The sequence below is a fragment of the Rhizobium sp. 25PS6 genome, from assembly GCF_032464655.1.
Classification (GTDB): Bacteria; Pseudomonadota; Alphaproteobacteria; order Rhizobiales; family Rhizobiaceae; genus Rhizobium; species Rhizobium laguerreae.
Genome location: NZ_JAWDIV010000012.1, coordinates 147,105 through 162,890 on the forward strand (window position 1 = coordinate 147,105; position 15,786 = coordinate 162,890).

The 15,786-nt window shown below is 61.0% G+C and carries 15 protein-coding genes and 1 pseudogene; 8 read left to right on the forward strand and 8 right to left on the reverse strand.

Annotation, left to right across the window (positions count from 1 at the left end; translation table 11 throughout):
• Positions 1 to 23: 23 nt before the first annotated feature.
• From RWK44_RS18825 to RWK44_RS18860, 8 genes are read left to right on the forward strand one after another with little or no spacing between them, the layout of a single operon-like run.
• Entirely contained in the window at positions 24 to 338 is a 315-nt protein-coding gene (locus tag RWK44_RS18825; RefSeq protein ID WP_003548934.1) for a helix-turn-helix domain-containing protein, read from the forward strand.
• Positions 335 to 2,356, forward strand: a complete 2,022-nt coding sequence (gene hyfB, locus RWK44_RS18830) for a hydrogenase 4 subunit B (RefSeq protein ID WP_316029243.1) — start codon at positions 335 to 337, stop codon at positions 2,354 to 2,356. The genes RWK44_RS18825 and hyfB overlap by 4 nt, the downstream gene beginning before the upstream one ends.
• The gene (locus tag RWK44_RS18835) at positions 2,347 to 3,303 is read left to right on the forward strand and encodes a respiratory chain complex I subunit 1 family protein (RefSeq protein WP_168327530.1); all 957 of its coding nucleotides are present in this window, start codon (positions 2,347 to 2,349) and stop codon (positions 3,301 to 3,303) included. The genes hyfB and RWK44_RS18835 overlap by 10 nt, the downstream gene beginning before the upstream one ends.
• The gene (locus RWK44_RS18840; RefSeq protein WP_168266364.1) at positions 3,303 to 3,968 is read left to right on the forward strand and encodes a hydrogenase-4 component E; all 666 of its coding nucleotides are present in this window, start codon (positions 3,303 to 3,305) and stop codon (positions 3,966 to 3,968) included. Before RWK44_RS18835 ends, RWK44_RS18840 begins: the two co-directional genes overlap by 1 nt.
• Positions 3,965 to 5,428 carry a hydrogenase 4 subunit F gene (locus tag RWK44_RS18845; protein WP_316029244.1) on the forward strand — a complete coding sequence of 488 codons (1,464 nt, stop codon included), beginning with the start codon at positions 3,965 to 3,967 and terminating at the stop codon, positions 5,426 to 5,428. The genes RWK44_RS18840 and RWK44_RS18845 overlap by 4 nt, the downstream gene beginning before the upstream one ends.
• Before the next feature lie 12 nt (positions 5,429 to 5,440).
• Positions 5,441 to 6,955 carry a hydrogenase large subunit gene (locus RWK44_RS18850; protein WP_316029245.1) on the forward strand — a complete coding sequence of 505 codons (1,515 nt, stop codon included), beginning with the start codon at positions 5,441 to 5,443 and terminating at the stop codon, positions 6,953 to 6,955.
• A gap of 12 nt (positions 6,956 to 6,967) precedes the next feature.
• Positions 6,968 to 7,501: an NADH-quinone oxidoreductase subunit B family protein gene (locus tag RWK44_RS18855; RefSeq protein ID WP_168320894.1), complete on the forward strand. Its 534-nt coding sequence runs from the start codon at positions 6,968 to 6,970 to the stop codon at positions 7,499 to 7,501.
• Between the two features lie 12 nt (positions 7,502 to 7,513).
• Positions 7,514 to 8,554 carry a DUF4365 domain-containing protein gene (locus RWK44_RS18860; protein WP_168266358.1) on the forward strand — a complete coding sequence of 347 codons (1,041 nt, stop codon included), beginning with the start codon at positions 7,514 to 7,516 and terminating at the stop codon, positions 8,552 to 8,554.
• Positions 8,555 to 8,641: 87 nt separating this feature from the next.
• Here RWK44_RS18860 and RWK44_RS18865 read toward each other — a convergent pair whose 3' ends face one another.
• The 8 genes and pseudogenes from RWK44_RS18865 to RWK44_RS18900 all read right to left on the reverse strand — a co-directional run bounded on the left by RWK44_RS18865 (position 8,642) and on the right by RWK44_RS18900 (position 15,784).
• Positions 8,642 to 9,124 carry a GNAT family N-acetyltransferase gene (locus RWK44_RS18865; protein ID WP_316029246.1) on the reverse strand — a complete coding sequence of 161 codons (483 nt, stop codon included), beginning with the start codon at positions 9,122 to 9,124 and terminating at the stop codon, positions 8,642 to 8,644.
• A gap of 79 nt (positions 9,125 to 9,203) precedes the next feature.
• Positions 9,204 to 10,409 carry a 3-oxoadipyl-CoA thiolase gene (gene pcaF / locus RWK44_RS18870; protein WP_131662343.1) on the reverse strand — a complete coding sequence of 402 codons (1,206 nt, stop codon included), beginning with the start codon at positions 10,407 to 10,409 and terminating at the stop codon, positions 9,204 to 9,206.
• A 9-nt stretch (positions 10,410 to 10,418) separates the two neighbouring features.
• Entirely contained in the window at positions 10,419 to 11,123 is a 705-nt protein-coding gene (locus RWK44_RS18875; protein WP_316029247.1) for a CoA transferase subunit B, read from the reverse strand.
• Positions 11,120 to 11,827: a 3-oxoacid CoA-transferase subunit A gene (locus RWK44_RS18880; protein WP_025397829.1), complete on the reverse strand. Its 708-nt coding sequence runs from the start codon at positions 11,825 to 11,827 to the stop codon at positions 11,120 to 11,122. The genes RWK44_RS18875 and RWK44_RS18880 overlap by 4 nt, the downstream gene beginning before the upstream one ends.
• 245 nt (positions 11,828 to 12,072) lie before the next feature.
• Positions 12,073 to 12,381: pseudogene (locus tag RWK44_RS18885) on the reverse strand (hypothetical protein); the annotation flags it as partial.
• 242 nt (positions 12,382 to 12,623) lie between these two features.
• Positions 12,624 to 13,808, reverse strand: a complete 1,185-nt coding sequence (locus RWK44_RS18890; RefSeq protein WP_131662346.1) for a hypothetical protein — start codon at positions 13,806 to 13,808, stop codon at positions 12,624 to 12,626.
• Between the two features lie 44 nt (positions 13,809 to 13,852).
• Entirely contained in the window at positions 13,853 to 14,596 is a 744-nt protein-coding gene (locus RWK44_RS18895) for a TfuA-like protein (protein ID WP_025397826.1), read from the reverse strand.
• Positions 14,597 to 14,605: 9 nt separating this feature from the next.
• A complete protein-coding gene (locus tag RWK44_RS18900; RefSeq protein WP_080685861.1) occupies positions 14,606 to 15,784 on the reverse strand; it encodes a YcaO-like family protein in 1,179 nt (392 codons plus the stop codon).
• Between the last annotated feature and the right edge of the window lie 2 nt (positions 15,785 to 15,786).

The following is a 15,786-nucleotide window of genomic DNA, read 5'->3' on the forward strand; positions in this document are numbered from 1 at the left end:
GCAAGATAAGCGATGCTTCAATCGTGATCACCGCCGCTCAGATGCGGGCCGCCCGGGCCCTTCTCGGTATCGACCAGCGCCAGCTGGCCGAACTGGCGGGAATTTCCGTCCCGACAATTCAGCGCATGGAAGCGAGCGCCGATGTCGTGCGCGGCAATGTCGACTCGCTGATGCGTTTACTGGCCGCGTTGGAAAGCGCCGGTGTCGAGGTGATCAACGAGGGAACCGTCAGCACGGATGGTGGGCGAGGGGTCAGGCTCAGGGCGAAACTCAAGCCATCAAAGAGCGGAGCGACGGAGCCATCAGGGCCCTTTCCTGCAGCGAGGGATGATCCGTGACATCGGTTTCTATCCTGTTGTCATGTGTGGCCGCGCTGCTTGGGATGGCTGTGCTCGCCGTGCCGATCGCCCGTTCGGCCTCGTCTACGCCTATCATCTACGGTGCAAGCCTGGTTTTCTCCGCCGTCGCTTTCGTTATCGCGCTCGCCTGTCTTGCCACGGCTCTCCCTGCCGCCGAGGCGGCGGCGCTTGCCCTTCCTCTCGGCCTGCCATGGCTCGGGAGCCATTTCCGGATCGATGCGCTTGCGGCCTTGTTCCTTGTGGTCGTCAATCTCGGCGGCGCGCTCTCCAGCCTCTACGGTCTCGGTTACGGCCGTCACGAACACGCGCCGCATCGGGTGCTGCCGTTCTTTCCGGCTTTTCTCGCCGGCATGAACCTTGTGATCATGGCCGATGATGCCTTTACCTTCCTCATCTCCTGGGAGTTCATGTCGCTCGCGTCCTGGGCGATGGTGATGGCCCATCATCGCGACGCTGGCAACCGCAAGGCCGGCTATCTCTATATCGTCATGGCGAGCTTCGGTACGCTCGCGCTGCTGCTCGCCTTCGGGCTGCTTGCCGGGGCTGACGGAAGCTATGGTTTTGCCGCCATGCGGGTGTCCGAACATACGCCGTCCACGGCTGGTCTCGTGCTCATGCTGCTGCTGTTCGGCGCCGGTTCCAAGGCTGGCCTCGTGCCGTTGCATGTCTGGCTGCCGCTGGCACATCCGGCTTCGCCAAGCCATGTTTCAGCGCTGATGAGCGGCGTCATGACCAAGGTCGCGGTCTATGCGTTCATCCGCGTGATCTTCGACCTGATCGGCGCGCCGACATGGTGGTCGGGCGTTATCGTCCTTGTGCTCGGCGGTGGCACGGCTGTGCTGGGTATCCTGCATGCGATGATGGAAAGGGATCTCAAACGTCTGCTTGCCTACAGCACGATCGAGAATATCGGCGTGATATTCGTGGGCCTCGGCCTGGCGCTCGCCTTCAAGGCGAACGGCATGGGTTTGGCGGCCGCGCTGGCGCTGACGGCCGCGCTGTTCCACGTTCTCAACCATTCCTTCTTCAAGAGCCTGCTCTTCTACGGCGCCGGCGCGGTGCTGACGGCAACGGGCGAGCGGGACATGGACAAGCTCGGTGGCCTCATCCACCGCATGCCGGTCACCAGCTTCCTTTTCCTCATCGGCTGCGTCGCGATCTCCGCCCTGCCGCCGTTCAACGGCTTCGTTTCCGAATGGCTGGCATTCCAGGCGATCCTGCAAAGCCCTGCCTTGCCGCAATGGGGCCTGAAGATCCTGGTGCCGGCGGTGGGTGGGCTGCTCGCCTTGTCGGCGGCGCTGGCTGCCGCCTGTTTCGTCAAGGCATTCGGCGTCATCTTCCTCGGCCGTCCTCGAACCATCGTCGCCGAACAGGCGCTGGAGGTCGACCGCTTCTCGCTTGCGGCAATGTCCGTATTGGCGGCGCTCTGCCTTCTCGCCGGCATCCTGCCGGGGATCGTCATCGACGGCCTTGCGCCGGTGACGCTGTCGTTGATCGGTGACCGGATGCCGGTGCAGACGGATATTCCGTGGCTGTCGATCGTGCCGGTGGCCGAAAGCCGCAGTTCCTACAACGGCCTGCTGGTCTTCCTGTTCACCCTCCTCTCGGCGTCGCTGACGGCCTATCTCATCCACCGCTTCGCTTCGCGGCGGCTCCGTCGGGCGCCCGCCTGGGATTGCGGCTTTCCCGAGGTCAGTCCGGCGACGCAATATGGCGGCGGCAGCTTCGCCCAGCCCGTCCGGCGCGTTTTCGGTACGCTGATCTTCCGGGCGCGCGAGCGGGTCGACATGCCGGCGCCCGGCGATCTGCGTCCGGCGCATTTTGCCGTCGAGACACATGATCTGGTCTGGGAAGGACTTTACCTGCCGATTGCAGGTGCCGTCGGATTTGTGGCCGAAAAGCTCAACCATCTGCAGTTTCTCACGATCCGGCGTTATCTCAGCCTGGTGTTCCTCGCGCTCGTCTTCCTGCTTCTGGTGCTGGCGCTATGGTCCTGATCGCAGCTCTTCTCATCCAGGCATTTCAGATGGCGCTCGTCGTGCTGCTTGCGCCGCTGCTGACAGGCTTCATACGCCTGGTCAAGGCGCGGTTGTTGCGTCGGCGGGGGCCTTCCGTGATCCAGCCATACCGTGACCTGCTGCGGCTTCTGCGCAAGGAAGTCGTGCTCGCCGAAAATGCTTCCTGGCTGTTCAGGGTGACGCCCTATCTGATCTTCGCCGTCACTTGGGTCGCAGCCGCCATCATTCCCACCTTCGCCACAGGCCTTATCTTCAGCTGGACCGCCGACCTGATCGCCATCGTCGCGCTGCTCGGCAGCGCCCGTTTCTTTCTGACGCTCGCCGGCATGGATGTTGGCACCAGCTTCGGCGGCATCGGATCGAGCCGCGAGGTGATGATCGCGACGCTCGCCGAGCCTTCGATGCTGCTCATCATCTTCACCCTCGCTCTCATCGCCGGCTCCACCCAGCTTTCGTCCATCGCCGCCTTCATGACCTCAACGCAGGTGGGCCTGCGTGTTTCCCTGGCGATCGCCCTGATCGCCCTGGTCATGGTCGCGATCGCCGAAAATGCCCGTATTCCGGTCGACAACCCTGCGACCCATCTGGAGCTCACCATGGTGCATGAAGCCATGGTGCTCGAATATTCCGGGCGACATCTCGCGATGATCGAGCTCGCGGCATCGCTCAAGCTATTGCTCTACATCTCGTTGATCGCCTGCATCTTTGCGCCGTGGAAACTGGCCGTCATGGGGACCGGCCCTGCCGTCTATCTGGCCGGCCTGCTCGCTTACTTCGCCAAGCTTGCGGCCGGCGGAGCGCTGCTTGCGCTGTTCGAAACCGCAACGGCCAAGATGCGGGTGTTCCGCGTACCCGAATTCCTCGGCGCGGCACTCATGCTCGCGCTGCTCGCCACCCTTCTGCGGTTCGTGTCGAGGAGTCTTTGATGGACGGACCGGTCTTCGACATCGCCCACATGCTCGCCGGCGGTCTGGTGCTGGTCAGCATGATGATGCTCTATCAGGACCGTCTTTACGCACTGCTCAACGTCTTCGCCCTGCACTCGTTGATACTGACGCTGTCGGTGGCCTGGCAGGCCTTCATCCAGGATGCGCCGCATCTTTATGTAACGGCAGCAATCGCCCTCGTTTTCAAGGCCATCGTCATTCCCGTGGTGCTCCACCGCATGATCCGCCAGCTCGGCATCCACCGCGAGATCGAGACCGTCGTCGGCATCGGCCCGACGATGCTCGCCGGTATCGGCCTTGTCGCGCTGGCGACGGTGGTGATGCTGCGCGTGACGCCGGAGGCGGATCCGCTGGCGCGGGAGGATCTCGCCTTCGCTTTGTCGGTGCTGTTGCTCGGGCTTTTGATCATGGTCACCCGCCGCAATGCCGTCAGCCAGGTCGTCGGCTTCATGTCGCTGGAAAACGGGCTGGTGCTTGCCGCCACCGGCGCCAAGGGCATGCCGCTGGTGGTCGAGATCAGTGTCGCCTTCTCTATCCTCATCGCCTTCATCGTCATCGGCGTTTTCCTGTTCCGCATTCGCGAGCGGTTCGACACCGTCGATGTCCGCGCGCTCGATGATTTCAAGGGGAGGAGGCGAAAATGAACATTTTCTCCCCTGTCCTGTCCTTCGATGCGGTAACGGCCGTCCTTTTGATACCGATCGCGGCGGCGGCCCTTCTGGCGCTCCTAACCGGCTACCGGATGACGGCGCGACTGAACGTCCTCGCGAGCCTGCTGACCCTGCTTGCCGCCCTTTGCCTGTTCGTAACCGATCGCCCGGCACCGGGACAATATCTCCTCGTCGACGATCTCAACATCGTCTTCATCGTCCTCAACGCCTTCGTCGGCTTCACCACCAGTGTCTTCAGCGCCGGCTACATCGCCCACGAGCTGGAGACGGGGCGGCTGACACCGGCAAATATCCGCTTCTACCACGCCATGTATCAGATCATGATGTTCGGTATGAATCTCGCATTCGTGTCGAACAATATCGGCCTGATGTGGGTTGCCGTCGAACTTGCGACGCTGACCACCGTGCTGATGGTCGGCCTCTACCGCACGCATGAAGCGCTCGAAGCCGCCTGGAAATATTTCATTCTGGGAAGCGTCGGCATCGCCTTCGCGCTGTTCGGTACCATTCTGGTCTATCTGGCGGCGCAGCCGGTAGTGGGCGAAGGTTACGACGCCATGGTCTGGACCATCCTGATCGATCATGCCGCCGCCTTCGATCCGGCGCTCCTCAACGTCGCCTTCATCTTTCTGCTGCTCGGCTACGGCACCAAGGTCGGTCTCGCACCGCTGCATGCTTGGCTGCCGGACGCCCATGCCGAAGGGCCGACGCCGATCTCGGCGGTCCTTTCCGGCCTGCTCCTGAATGTCGCGCTCTATGCCATGCTGCGCTTCAAGATGCTGCTGTCAGCCAGTCCCGAGGCGCTCGCTCCCGGGCCGCTGATGATGACGATGGGCCTCGCCTCGCTGATCTTCGCAGCCTTCATGCTCTACCGTCGCCGCGACATCAAGCGCTTGTTCGCCTATTCCTCGATCGAGCATATGGGTATCATCGTCTTTGCCTTCGGTCTGGGCGGGCCGATCGCCAATTTTGCCGGGCTGCTGCATATGGTCATGCATTCGCTGACCAAATCGGCGATCTTCTTTGCCGTCGGCCATATCGCCCAGATCAAGGGAACGCAGAGGCTCTCCGCCATCCGCGGCCTGAGCGAAACGCATCCAGGGCTTGGCTGGGGTCTGCTCACCGGCGTCATCGCCATCGCCGGCCTGCCGCCGGCGGGCATATTCATGAGCGAGTTCCTGATCGTCAGCTCGACCTTCGCCAAGCAGCCGTTGCTGGCCATTCCGCTGGTCTTGGGGTTGCTGATCGCTTTCGGCGCTCTGCTGCTCAGGCTGACAGGGGCCGTCTTCGGCCAGCCGCGCGGCAACACGGCGCCGGCCCAGGTGTCGTACCTGCCGATGTACGCTCATCTCGCGCTGGTGCTCGTCGCCGGCATCTACCTGCCGCCGCCGCTGGTCGCCTGGTTCCAGCATATCGCCAACCTTCTTCGATGATGCGGGGAAAAGATGTCGGCGCTGAGCGATCTGATTGAGAAGGGGGTGTCGGTTCAACATCATGCGCCGTGGTCGCGCGCTGTCGTCGATCCAGCGATATGGACATCCTCAACACTTGAGCTTGCGGAAAGGCGTTTGACCTTGCTCGGCCTTTGGGGAGAGGAGCACGCAGTTCACATGGCCCTCCTCGATGAATCCGCCAGTACGGTCGCTGTCATCAGCCTTGAAGGGCTGGCGGATGGCTATCCCTCCGTTGCGCGGCATCATCCGCCCGCGCTGCGGCTGGAGCGGGCGATCCACGACCTTACCGGGTTGGAGCCGCAGGATCTGCCGGATATCCGTCCATGGCTCGATCATGGACGCTGGGATCTGCGCCACCCGCTCGGCAAGCAGGCGGCAACCCTGGCCAAGCCCGAGCCCTACACCTTCCTGCGTGCGGAAGGTGACGGTCTGCATCAGATCCCGGTCGGCCCGGTGCATGCCGGCATCATCGAGCCCGGGCATTTTCGTTTCACGGCCAACGGCGAAACGGTCGTCCGTCTCGAAGAACGTCTCGGATATGTCCACAAGGGGATCGAGACGCTGATGGTCGGAGCGGACCTGCTCCGCGGAGCGCAGCTCGCCGGGCGGACGTCCGGCGACAGCACGGTCGCCTATGCCTATGCCTTTGCTCAGGCAGCGGAGGCTGCGGCCGGGCTTGTCGTCCCGCCCCGCGCGGTATGGCTGCGGGCCCTGATGGCCGAACTGGAGCGGCTCGCCAACCATCTCGGCGATATTGGCGCCATCTGCAACGATGCCGCGTTTCCGTTGATGCAGGCCCATTGCGGCGTGCTGCGCGAACGTGTGCTTCGCGCGGCCGAGACTGCCTTCGGCCACCGGTTGATGCGCGACCGCATCCTCCCCGGCGGTGTTGCAGTCAACCTCAGCGAAGATGGACGCGCCAGCCTGAAGACCCTGCTAGATGAAATCCACCGAAAATTGCCGGCCTTGGTGGAACTCTATGACAACACGGCCTCGCTTCAGGACCGAACGGTCGGAACCGGCAGGCTGCGAGGCGAGCTCGCCCGCCAGTATGGCGCCGGCGGTTATGTCGGACGCGCCTCCGGGCGCGGTTTCGACGCACGGGATGTCCTGCGTTACCCGCCCTATGATCAGCTTTCATTCGAGGTTCCGGTGCTGAACGAGGGCGATGTCAATGCCCGCGTCTGGATCCGCATTCGCGAAGTCGAGCAGAGCCTATCTCTGCTGGACCAGATCCTCGACCGGCTGCCGGATGGTCCGATCGTGAGGGATATCCCCTTCATCAATGAGAGCCGGGAGGGCATGGCGCTCGTCGAAGGCTTTCGCGGCGACGTTCTGGTCTGGCTGCGGCTGACTCGGGAAAGTAGGATCGAACGCTGCCATTTTCGCGATCCATCCTGGTTTCAATGGCCACTGCTGGAGGCCGCGATCGCAGGAAATATCGTCGCGGACTTTCCGCTCTGCAACAAGTCGTTCAACTGTTCCTATTCCGGTCACGATCTCTGAAGGCAATCCATCATGCGCAAGCTCCTCTTCGAAAGTCTCATCCGGCCGCCACTGACGGAACTGAGACCGCCGGTTTCCGACGCTGCGATGACAGAGCTCGCCGCCGCCATCGAAAGGAGCGCGCGCCGACGGCTTGGACGCAGCCTGTCGATCCGAGCCGTCGATGCCGGGTCCTGCAACGGCTGCGAGCTGGAAATGCACGCCCTCAGCAATGCTTTCTATGACATCGAGCGCTTCGGGCTTCGTTTCGTCGCCTCGCCGCGGCATGCCGATGTGCTGCTGGTTACCGGCCCGGTGACCAGGAACATGGTGCAGGCACTCGAACGGACCTACATCGCCACGCCCGACCCCAAATGGGTCGTTGCCCTCGGCGACTGTGGTCGCGATGGAGGCTGCTTCGCGGGCAGCTATGCCGTCCTCGGCGGGGTTTCGAAGGTCGTGCCCGTCGATCTGCATATTCCAGGATGTCCCCCTTCACCGATGGATATCCTCAAGGGTCTGCTCGGACTGCTTGAAGATGTGAACAGGGAGAGCCGCGTTTCGTGACGGGCAGTTTCGATGGTTCGACTTCTGCAGGCTGGAATCATTGCAATCACCACGCTGGCCGCGGCAGCGCCAAGGCTACTTGCAACCATTTGGCACCGGATCGTGCCACCGATACCGCCGCGCCGGCGGCACGACATTGCGCTGGGCGGTCAACCGGCGGATCCCGCTATGCGCATGGCAATCGATGCCGTCGAGAAGGTGTTTGTCCGGGATTTCAAATGGTCTTTTCGCAGGCTGCCGGTATCGAAGGTCGGCATCGATGCACGGGCCGAGATTCTTGATAGCGGGCGGCCAACCGGAAAGTTCCTGCCTCTTCAAATCAGATCGATACCATCATGGGTGGAAGCCGGTGGCGATTACATCCATCGCGGCGAGCGCAGCCATCTCGATTACTGGGCGAAACACGTGTTGCCTGTCTGTATCGTCATCGTCGACGCCCGCAGCGGGATAATGCGATGGCAGAGAGCCGACAAGGGGAACTGCGCGGAAACGGAGTCGGGGTGGGAGATGGTTGTTCCGGCAGCCAACGTGTTGGATGCTAACGCCAAGCTCTGTTTCGACGAGGCCGTTGCCTCCGATCAGGAGTCGCTGATGCGCTCTGCCTTTGCCCTTGATCGAGAGCTCATGGAGGAGGTTCAGGATCAAACAACTTTTTTCGTGTGGGACGAGTGGGGCGACACGACAGCGATCTTTTCCAACCTGCAGATCTATATTGGCGAAGACGGGAGGGACGAGCCGGATATTCGGATCGACTATCATCTTCGGGCAGACAATCTGCATGACGTCATGACCAGGCTCTTCCCTTGGGCAACCTACTCTTACGCCGAGCCGATCAAGGAATATTCCGAAGAAGTTGCCGTGCACGTTCTCGAGGTCGAACTTCGGCCTGAAGCAGAGGCCTATCTCGAGGCCGAAGACTTTCTGGTGGCGGGCTACCCCGATGAGGAGGAGCCGTGCGCGCCGGAATCCGAGGGTTATGTTACGGCGCAGGAAGAAGAGGCGTTCTGGCGGAGCCGGGGTGTTTCTCGCGGGCATCGTAATCAGGACGAATGACCATACGCAGCAGCATTTTTGGAAGTGCGTGATTGTTTTCATCGGCCGTGCAGATCATCCGGTCGCGCAGGGTCCGGGATCAAACAGCTAGAGCGTGCGAAACATCACCAATGCGTCGACATAACCCTGCGTCGGATGAAGGAAGACACCAGGAAGCCGGCCGACAATATCGAAGCCGAGAGATTGCCACAGCCCAACCGCGCGTTCATTGCTGCTGACGACGAAATTGAACTGCATCGCCCGAAAGCCCCGCAAGCGGGCATGCTCCAGGGAATGCTCATGCATCAGTCGGGCGACGCCACGGCCGCTTGCCGCAGCATCGGTCATGTAACCGCAATTGCAGACATGCCGGCCGCCGCCTGCCTGATTGGCCTTGATGTAATATGTGCCGAGGATCACGCCATCCTCTTCGGCGACGAAGGTCTCGCGGTCCGGTCCCATCCAGTAGGCCAGCGCATCGGCTTCGGTCAGATCGCGATCGAGCGCATAGGTTTCGCCGGCACGGATCGTCGGACCGATGATCCTCCAGATCGCGCCTTGATCGTTCTTGTCAGCGGGTCGGATCAGCATGCCCGATCTCTAACGAAACCGGGTGCCCCGCGCAACGGGTCGGCAGCCTCCAAATGCTGGAAGCGTCCCGACCTCAAACTCAAACTCTTTCAAGCGCGATCGCAATCCCCTGCCCGACGCCGATGCACATGGTCGACAGCGAATATTGTCCGCCGGTCTCCAGAAGCTCGAGTGCTGCCGTGCCGGTGATGCGTGCGCCCGACATGCCAAGCGGATGGCCGAGCGCGATCGCGCCGCCATTGCGATTTACGCGCGCGTCATCGTCGGCAATGCCCAGCGCGCGCAGCACCGCCAGCCCCTGGCTGGCAAAAGCCTCATTGAGTTCGATCACGTCGAACTGCTCGGCGGTCATACCGAGCCGTGCCATCAGCTTGCGCGAGGCCGGGATCGGCCCGACACCCATCACTCTTGGCGGAACGGCGGCAGCCGCGCCGCCGAGGATGCGGGCGATCGGCGTCAGGCCGTATTTCCGCGCCGCCGCTTCGGAAGCGACGATCAGTGCGGCCGCCCCGTCATTGACGCCGGAGGCATTGCCTGCTGTCACCGTGCCGCCTTCCTTCTTGAAAGGTGTGGCGAGTTTCGCCAGTGTTTCGATCGTCGTCGCGCGCGGATGCTCGTCCTTGTCGACGATAACAGCATCGCCCTTGCGCTGCGGGATGATCACCGCAGTGATCTCCTTCGCCAGGCGTCCGTTTGCCTGGGCGGCGGCGGCCTTCGCCTGGCTTCGCACGGCAAACGCATCCTGGTCTTCGCGGCTGACATGATAGTCTTCGGCAACATTCTCGCCGGTCTCCGGCATGGAATCGACGCCGTACTGCTTCTTCATCAGCGGGTTGACGAAGCGCCAGCCGATCGTCGTGTCGTGGATTTCAGCGGCGCGTGAAAAGGCCGTCTCGGCCTTCGGCATGACGAAGGGCGCGCGCGACATGCTTTCGACGCCACCCGCGACCATCAGCTCGGCCTCGCCGGAGCGGATGGCGCGTGCGGCCGTGATCACCGCATCCATGCCCGAGCCGCAGAGCCGGTTGATCGTCGTGCCGGGTACCGCGATCGGCAGGCCGGCCAGCAGCGCCGACATGCGCGCGACATTGCGGTTGTCCTCGCCCGCCTGGTTGGCGCAGCCGAAGATGACGTCATCGACAGCGTCCCAATCGACGGCGGCATTTCGTTGCATCAGCGCCTTCAGCGGAATTGCGCCGAGATCGTCGGCCCGCACCTGGGATAGCGAGCCGGCGAAGCGGCCGATCGGCGTTCTGACATAGTCGCAGATAAAGGCTTCGGTCATGGCTTTTCCTCAGAGTTTGGGGACAACAAGGTCGGCAACCGGGCCCTCGACATGCAGCGGCGCGCCGGTCATCGCCTGCAATTCCTCCTGCGACATCGCGGCCAGCTTCTCGCGCAGGACGAAACGTCCCTTGACGATGTCGATGACGGCATGGCTGGTATAAACGCGGGTGATGCAGGCGACGCCGGTCAGCGGGAAGGTGCATTTCTCCACCAGCTTGGGCTCGCCTGTCTTGGTGACGTGCTCGGTGATGACGCAGACCTGCTTGGCGCCGTGCACCAGGTCCATGGCGCCGCCGACGGCCGGCACGCCCTTGCTGCCAACCCGCCAGTTCGCAAGGTCGCCGCTCTGGGCAACCTGATAGGCGCCGAGGATCGCGACGTCGAGATGGCCGCCGCGCACCATGGCGAAGCTGTCGGCGTGATGGAAGAAGGCAGCACCCGGCTTCAGCGTCACCGCTTTCTTGCCGGCGTTGATCAGGTCCCAGTCCTCTTCCCCTGCCGCCGGCGGCTCGCCGAAATTCAGGATGCCGTTTTCGGTGTGGAAGATCGCCTGACGGCCGGGCGGCTGATAACGGGCGACCATTTCGGGAAAGCCGATGCCGAGGTTCACATAGGCGCCGTCGGTAATGTCCTGCGCGGCGCGCCAGGCGATCTGCGCATTGGAAAGCTTGATGTCTTCCCGGATGTTGATGGAGCTGTGATCGATGGTCATACGTAGGCCACTCCGGCTCGAATGAGCTCTTCTTCCTGCTGGGGATGGGGGACGGCAACGATACGGTCGACGAAGATGCCTGGTGTCACCACCTGCTCGGGATCGATACCGCCGGCCGGCACGATCGATGAGACCTGGACGATGGTCTTCGCCGCCGCCATGCACATCAGCGGATTGAAGTTGCGGCCGGCCTTGTTGTAGGTGAGGTTGCCCTGGATATCGCCGATCGCAGCCTTGACGATTGCGAAGTCGGCCTTCAGCCAGCGCTCCTGCACGTAATGGCGGCCATCGAATTCGGCGATGACCTTGCCATTGGCCAGTTCGGTGCCGTAGGCCGTCGGCGTATAAAAGGCCGGGATGCCGGCGCCGCCGGCGCGGATGCGTTCGGCAAGCGTTCCCTGCGGCACCAGCTCGAGCTCGATTTCGCCGGCCAGATATTTATCCGTGAAGGCGCGCGGATCCGATGAACGCGGGAAAGAGCAGATCATCTTTCTGACCATGCCGGCATCGATCATCGCAGCGATACCGATGCGCCCGTTGCCGGCATTGTTGTTGATCACGGTAAGGTTTTTGGAGCCCTTGTCGATCAAGGCATGAATGAGCTCGATCGGAGCGCCCGAGCCACCAAAACCACCGATCATGACGGTCGCGCCATCACCGATCTCAGAGACGGCTTCCGCCGTGCTCCCGACTGTCTTGTCCATGCGGGATCTCTCCTTGGCTAGATGCGGCCGGGAAGCTGATCCCGTCCTCCAGCGTCAGGCATAAGGCGCGGCGGACTGGACGGCAAGAAATTTGTGCGTTATTTGATTTTTGTTCATATATCGCACACAGAATAGACTGGCCTTTAAGTCCCAGATCAAGATTGACAGATATGCTGTTTGTTGTGCCGCTAGGATCGGAAAGGATTGAGGCTCATCTCGGCCTCAATCCGAGCATTGCTATCGATTCAATCACGAAGCCGTTGCGGCGCCAGCGATTGCGTCTGCGCATAGGCAAGCGGCGAACGGTTGCCAGGCAGGTTTTCGTCAAGGATCAGCGTTTTGATGTCGTCGGAGCGGACGTCGAGCGCGATCACTCGTTCGAGCTTGTCCAATGACCAGACGGAATAGCCGAGCGCCCGCGAATAGCCGCAATCGCATCCGCAGTCGTCGCGGGATATCTCTGTGGCCTTGACCGGGAGATACATGATCCGCGGCTTCGGCAGCTTGTAGCAATGACCCTCATAAGCATAACCATAGATCACGCCGATGCTGACCATCTGGACCTTGCCAGGATCGATCAGAATGTAACAGTTGCCCACCTTGAGCTTGATTTTGTCCGAACCGCTATCCTCGGTTGGCTTTACTTGAGCCCCTTGAGACGGATGAGCGTCTGTGCCGGGCTGACAAAATTCATTTCGCCCATAGAGACGGACCTCGCTGGGATTGAATGGCACTTTACCTGTTCCAATGAACGGAGTCTCAGAGCAGCAACTCATTTCCCCTCTCCTTTTCTGGCTCACCTCGAGCCGATAATTTCACGCCATGCAAAGTTTTCCTCTAATTGTGCGGCAGTCGATACATCCGCCGCCGAGATGATAGCCCGCGCGGCGTCCCTAAGCCGCATCGTGTCTGGATCCAAGCTATGAAGTGCTCCGCCGATCGCCCTTCCCACTGAATCCCTTGCCTTGGTCAGGGCCAGCTTGAAGAAGAGCGGTCGGTCCCGAAAGGCCGCCGCCGTCGATTGCCGGAACCAATCTAACTCATCCAGCGTCAGATCGCGAAGATCGACGGAGAGAAGACGGTGATCGGCGCAGCCGCTGGCAATCAACTCCCGGTGGTAGAGTTCAACGATCGCATCGAAGATCGCACCGAGGAAGGGCAAGGATCGGTCATGAACCTCGCTTGTGACTTCCGACATGCGCCGGAAGTTGGTCGCAAGGCGGATCTGCGTCTCCGGGCTTGTCTCGGCAAAGCGGTTGAGCTCGTTATAGAGAAGGAGGTTCCCCTTTGTCCTGCGCAGCAGGCGGTCGATGGCAGAATCGAAATGCAGGAACGAGATCAAGGATATGCTGTCCGACATGGCTTCGGAGAATGGAAAGAAATCTGCCTCACGAGAAAGAGTATTGGGAAGCCCCGTTTGCGAGAGCGTGATGAGATGACCGATCTCATGAGCGATCGTGTCGAAATTCAGCGCATAGGGCGATTGCTCGTCACCCACTTCCGAGTAACCGAGTTCGATGAAACCAAAGCCCGCTTGCGCGTTCTTCCACCGAACAAGGGGGACAATTTCAAGCCGCGGATAGAAATCAGAGAAGAACCAATGCATTGGTCGTGCGAGATAATTGCGCCAGACATCAAGAACGAAATGAATGCAAGCAAAGGCATGGGCGCCCAGGTAATCCCGCGATCTCGGGTCGAGGCTATCAAAGTGGCGATCCGGGCCTGACCGAACCGGCCGTCGTTGGGGACCACGGTATGGAGGTAAACCACCAAAACGATAAGGCTCCTTGTCGAACAGCGGATCCGCGACATACATCGACATGTCGCTAGGTCCATCACCGATCTCGTCAGGCAATATCGACAGCAAGACGCGATCTGGCTGCTCATATCCAAAGATAAAGGGCGGCTGAGGAAATATCCAGAATCGAGTCCCAAGACTGGGCTCAGACTTTCTAAGTGATATGTCAGGAGACAATTCCATAGCTCAACTACTCAGTTAGATGAGTTATATGGCAACAACTTAAATTAGTACTTGCTAATTAAATTGATGTCAATAGATCCAGCTTCAAGATCGCGCAGGAAGGTATTGGTTGCCGTAAAAGACAACCTCGCAGGCTTGTACTTCGACAAGCCTGGCGCCAACCGTAGGGCAAGGCGCGCATCGTCTTTCTTCTGTGCGATCAAATGGCTGCGTAGCAAGACCGATCTTTCCGCTGGCAATTGCGCTGCGGCGAGCACCTTTCGAACGGACCGCTCACGAAAATTAAGCCGTCGAGCTGCGGCGATACCTGCATCCATTTCGGATTTCGCAATCAGGCCACGTCGAAAGAGCGCGGTAAAACTGCGCTGCAGGTCCACCAGTGCTTCGGTCAAAGCAGTGAAGCCGAGTTCCGCGGGGCCGCATTCGACCGCGACTGCATCTTCCGCTGTCAGCGGCCAACGCCTGTACCATCGATAGATGAGACCGACACCGATCATTCCGAATGGATGCAGTTCGGCGGCCCGGAGCGCGCCCATGCTTGCAGCCCCGATCATCACGATACCCTGGGATAGCGCCCAGAGAATTTCCTTGTGACGCACAGCCGGCCTGTCCTCGAAAAGACCATCGATCAAGACCATCGCTTTCGGGCGAAATGCGTGAGCGGCAAGAATGATGTCTCCCTGCGAAACGGGCTGCAGGTAGATGGCGTCAAGAGTGCGTTGCGCGTCCGGCAAGCGGAGGGTCGGACCGAGAAAAACGAGTATTGGACCGTCCGCTTTCTGATCCATCCCGGACCCTCACCGCTCGACTGTAAAAGGGCGCATGCCCGCAAGTACCGTTCGCACGCAATGAATGTGCGGATTGTTCTCGGACGCGACTGGAACGGCGAGAACGGGGCCTAGACCGGCAGAAATGATCCTTTCCACGAGATCGGCAAGGCCGGCAACCGCGGGCAAAACGCCCACAAAATCGATCGATGGAGCACATTCACCAAGAATGAGATCGCGGGCATCGGCAAGCATAGCGCTGCTTGGTCTCGCATAGTGTTTCCGCGTCTGGTCGTCTCGCGCGCCGGATATTGCTCCGGCTCGGGCGGCCAGCGCTTCAAGTAACGCACCGAACGCCGCTTTATGAAGATCGAGACCGGCACAATAACCCTCCGTCGGGAGAGCCAATACGGGTTCGCCTTTGCCGGCTTCAATCGTCTGGCACCAGACGACCGGAATACGTGTCGGCGAAAGGGCGTACCAGAAGGCAGCCGATATTCCGAGTTTGGCCACGTGCGAGAGAACATCCTGAACTGCTGTGCCCAATTCCGATAAGGGCAGTCTCATCCGATCCATGAAGCCGTGGGTTTTGAATGCCCGGGCAATCGCATCCCGCTCTATGCATTCCAGCAACCCATGCCGCAACGCGCCAAAATCTGACCGATGGCATGCGAGGCCAGCTGTGGTGCGCAGAAAAACGCCATCATGGCGTGGGGGCGGATCGGTATAAATCGTGTGCACAAGTTCAAACGGGATGGGCGCAGTAGCGCCGGTTGCCATATCAACACCCATGATCCAGTCGATCTCGCGTTCACGCCAATTCGTGCGGGAATCAGCAAGGCAGAAATCATCGAAGGAACCAGCGCCAACCTCTAGCCTTTCTGCAGTCGATAGGAAGACACGGGACGCGGGGATTGCCTCGGCGTAAAGGCGCTCGAACGATTCCATGACCGCTCCGATCGCGGCAGACGCTATGGACATTCCACGGCCGAGCGAGGTGACTTCCGACAATGCGGCCGGTCGTATGGCCTGAACGACCGGAAATCCGATTCGATCAAGGCCGGTCAGATCGGCGACGCGTGTGATCCCGGCTCGGCGGCTAAACGGCAGCAGGGAGCGGAAATAGGCCTCGGCGTCCCCAGGGTCCGGTTCCGGCGATACGAGAGACATGTTTCCGTTCATGATGTCGGCATAAAATGCCGAGAGCATTT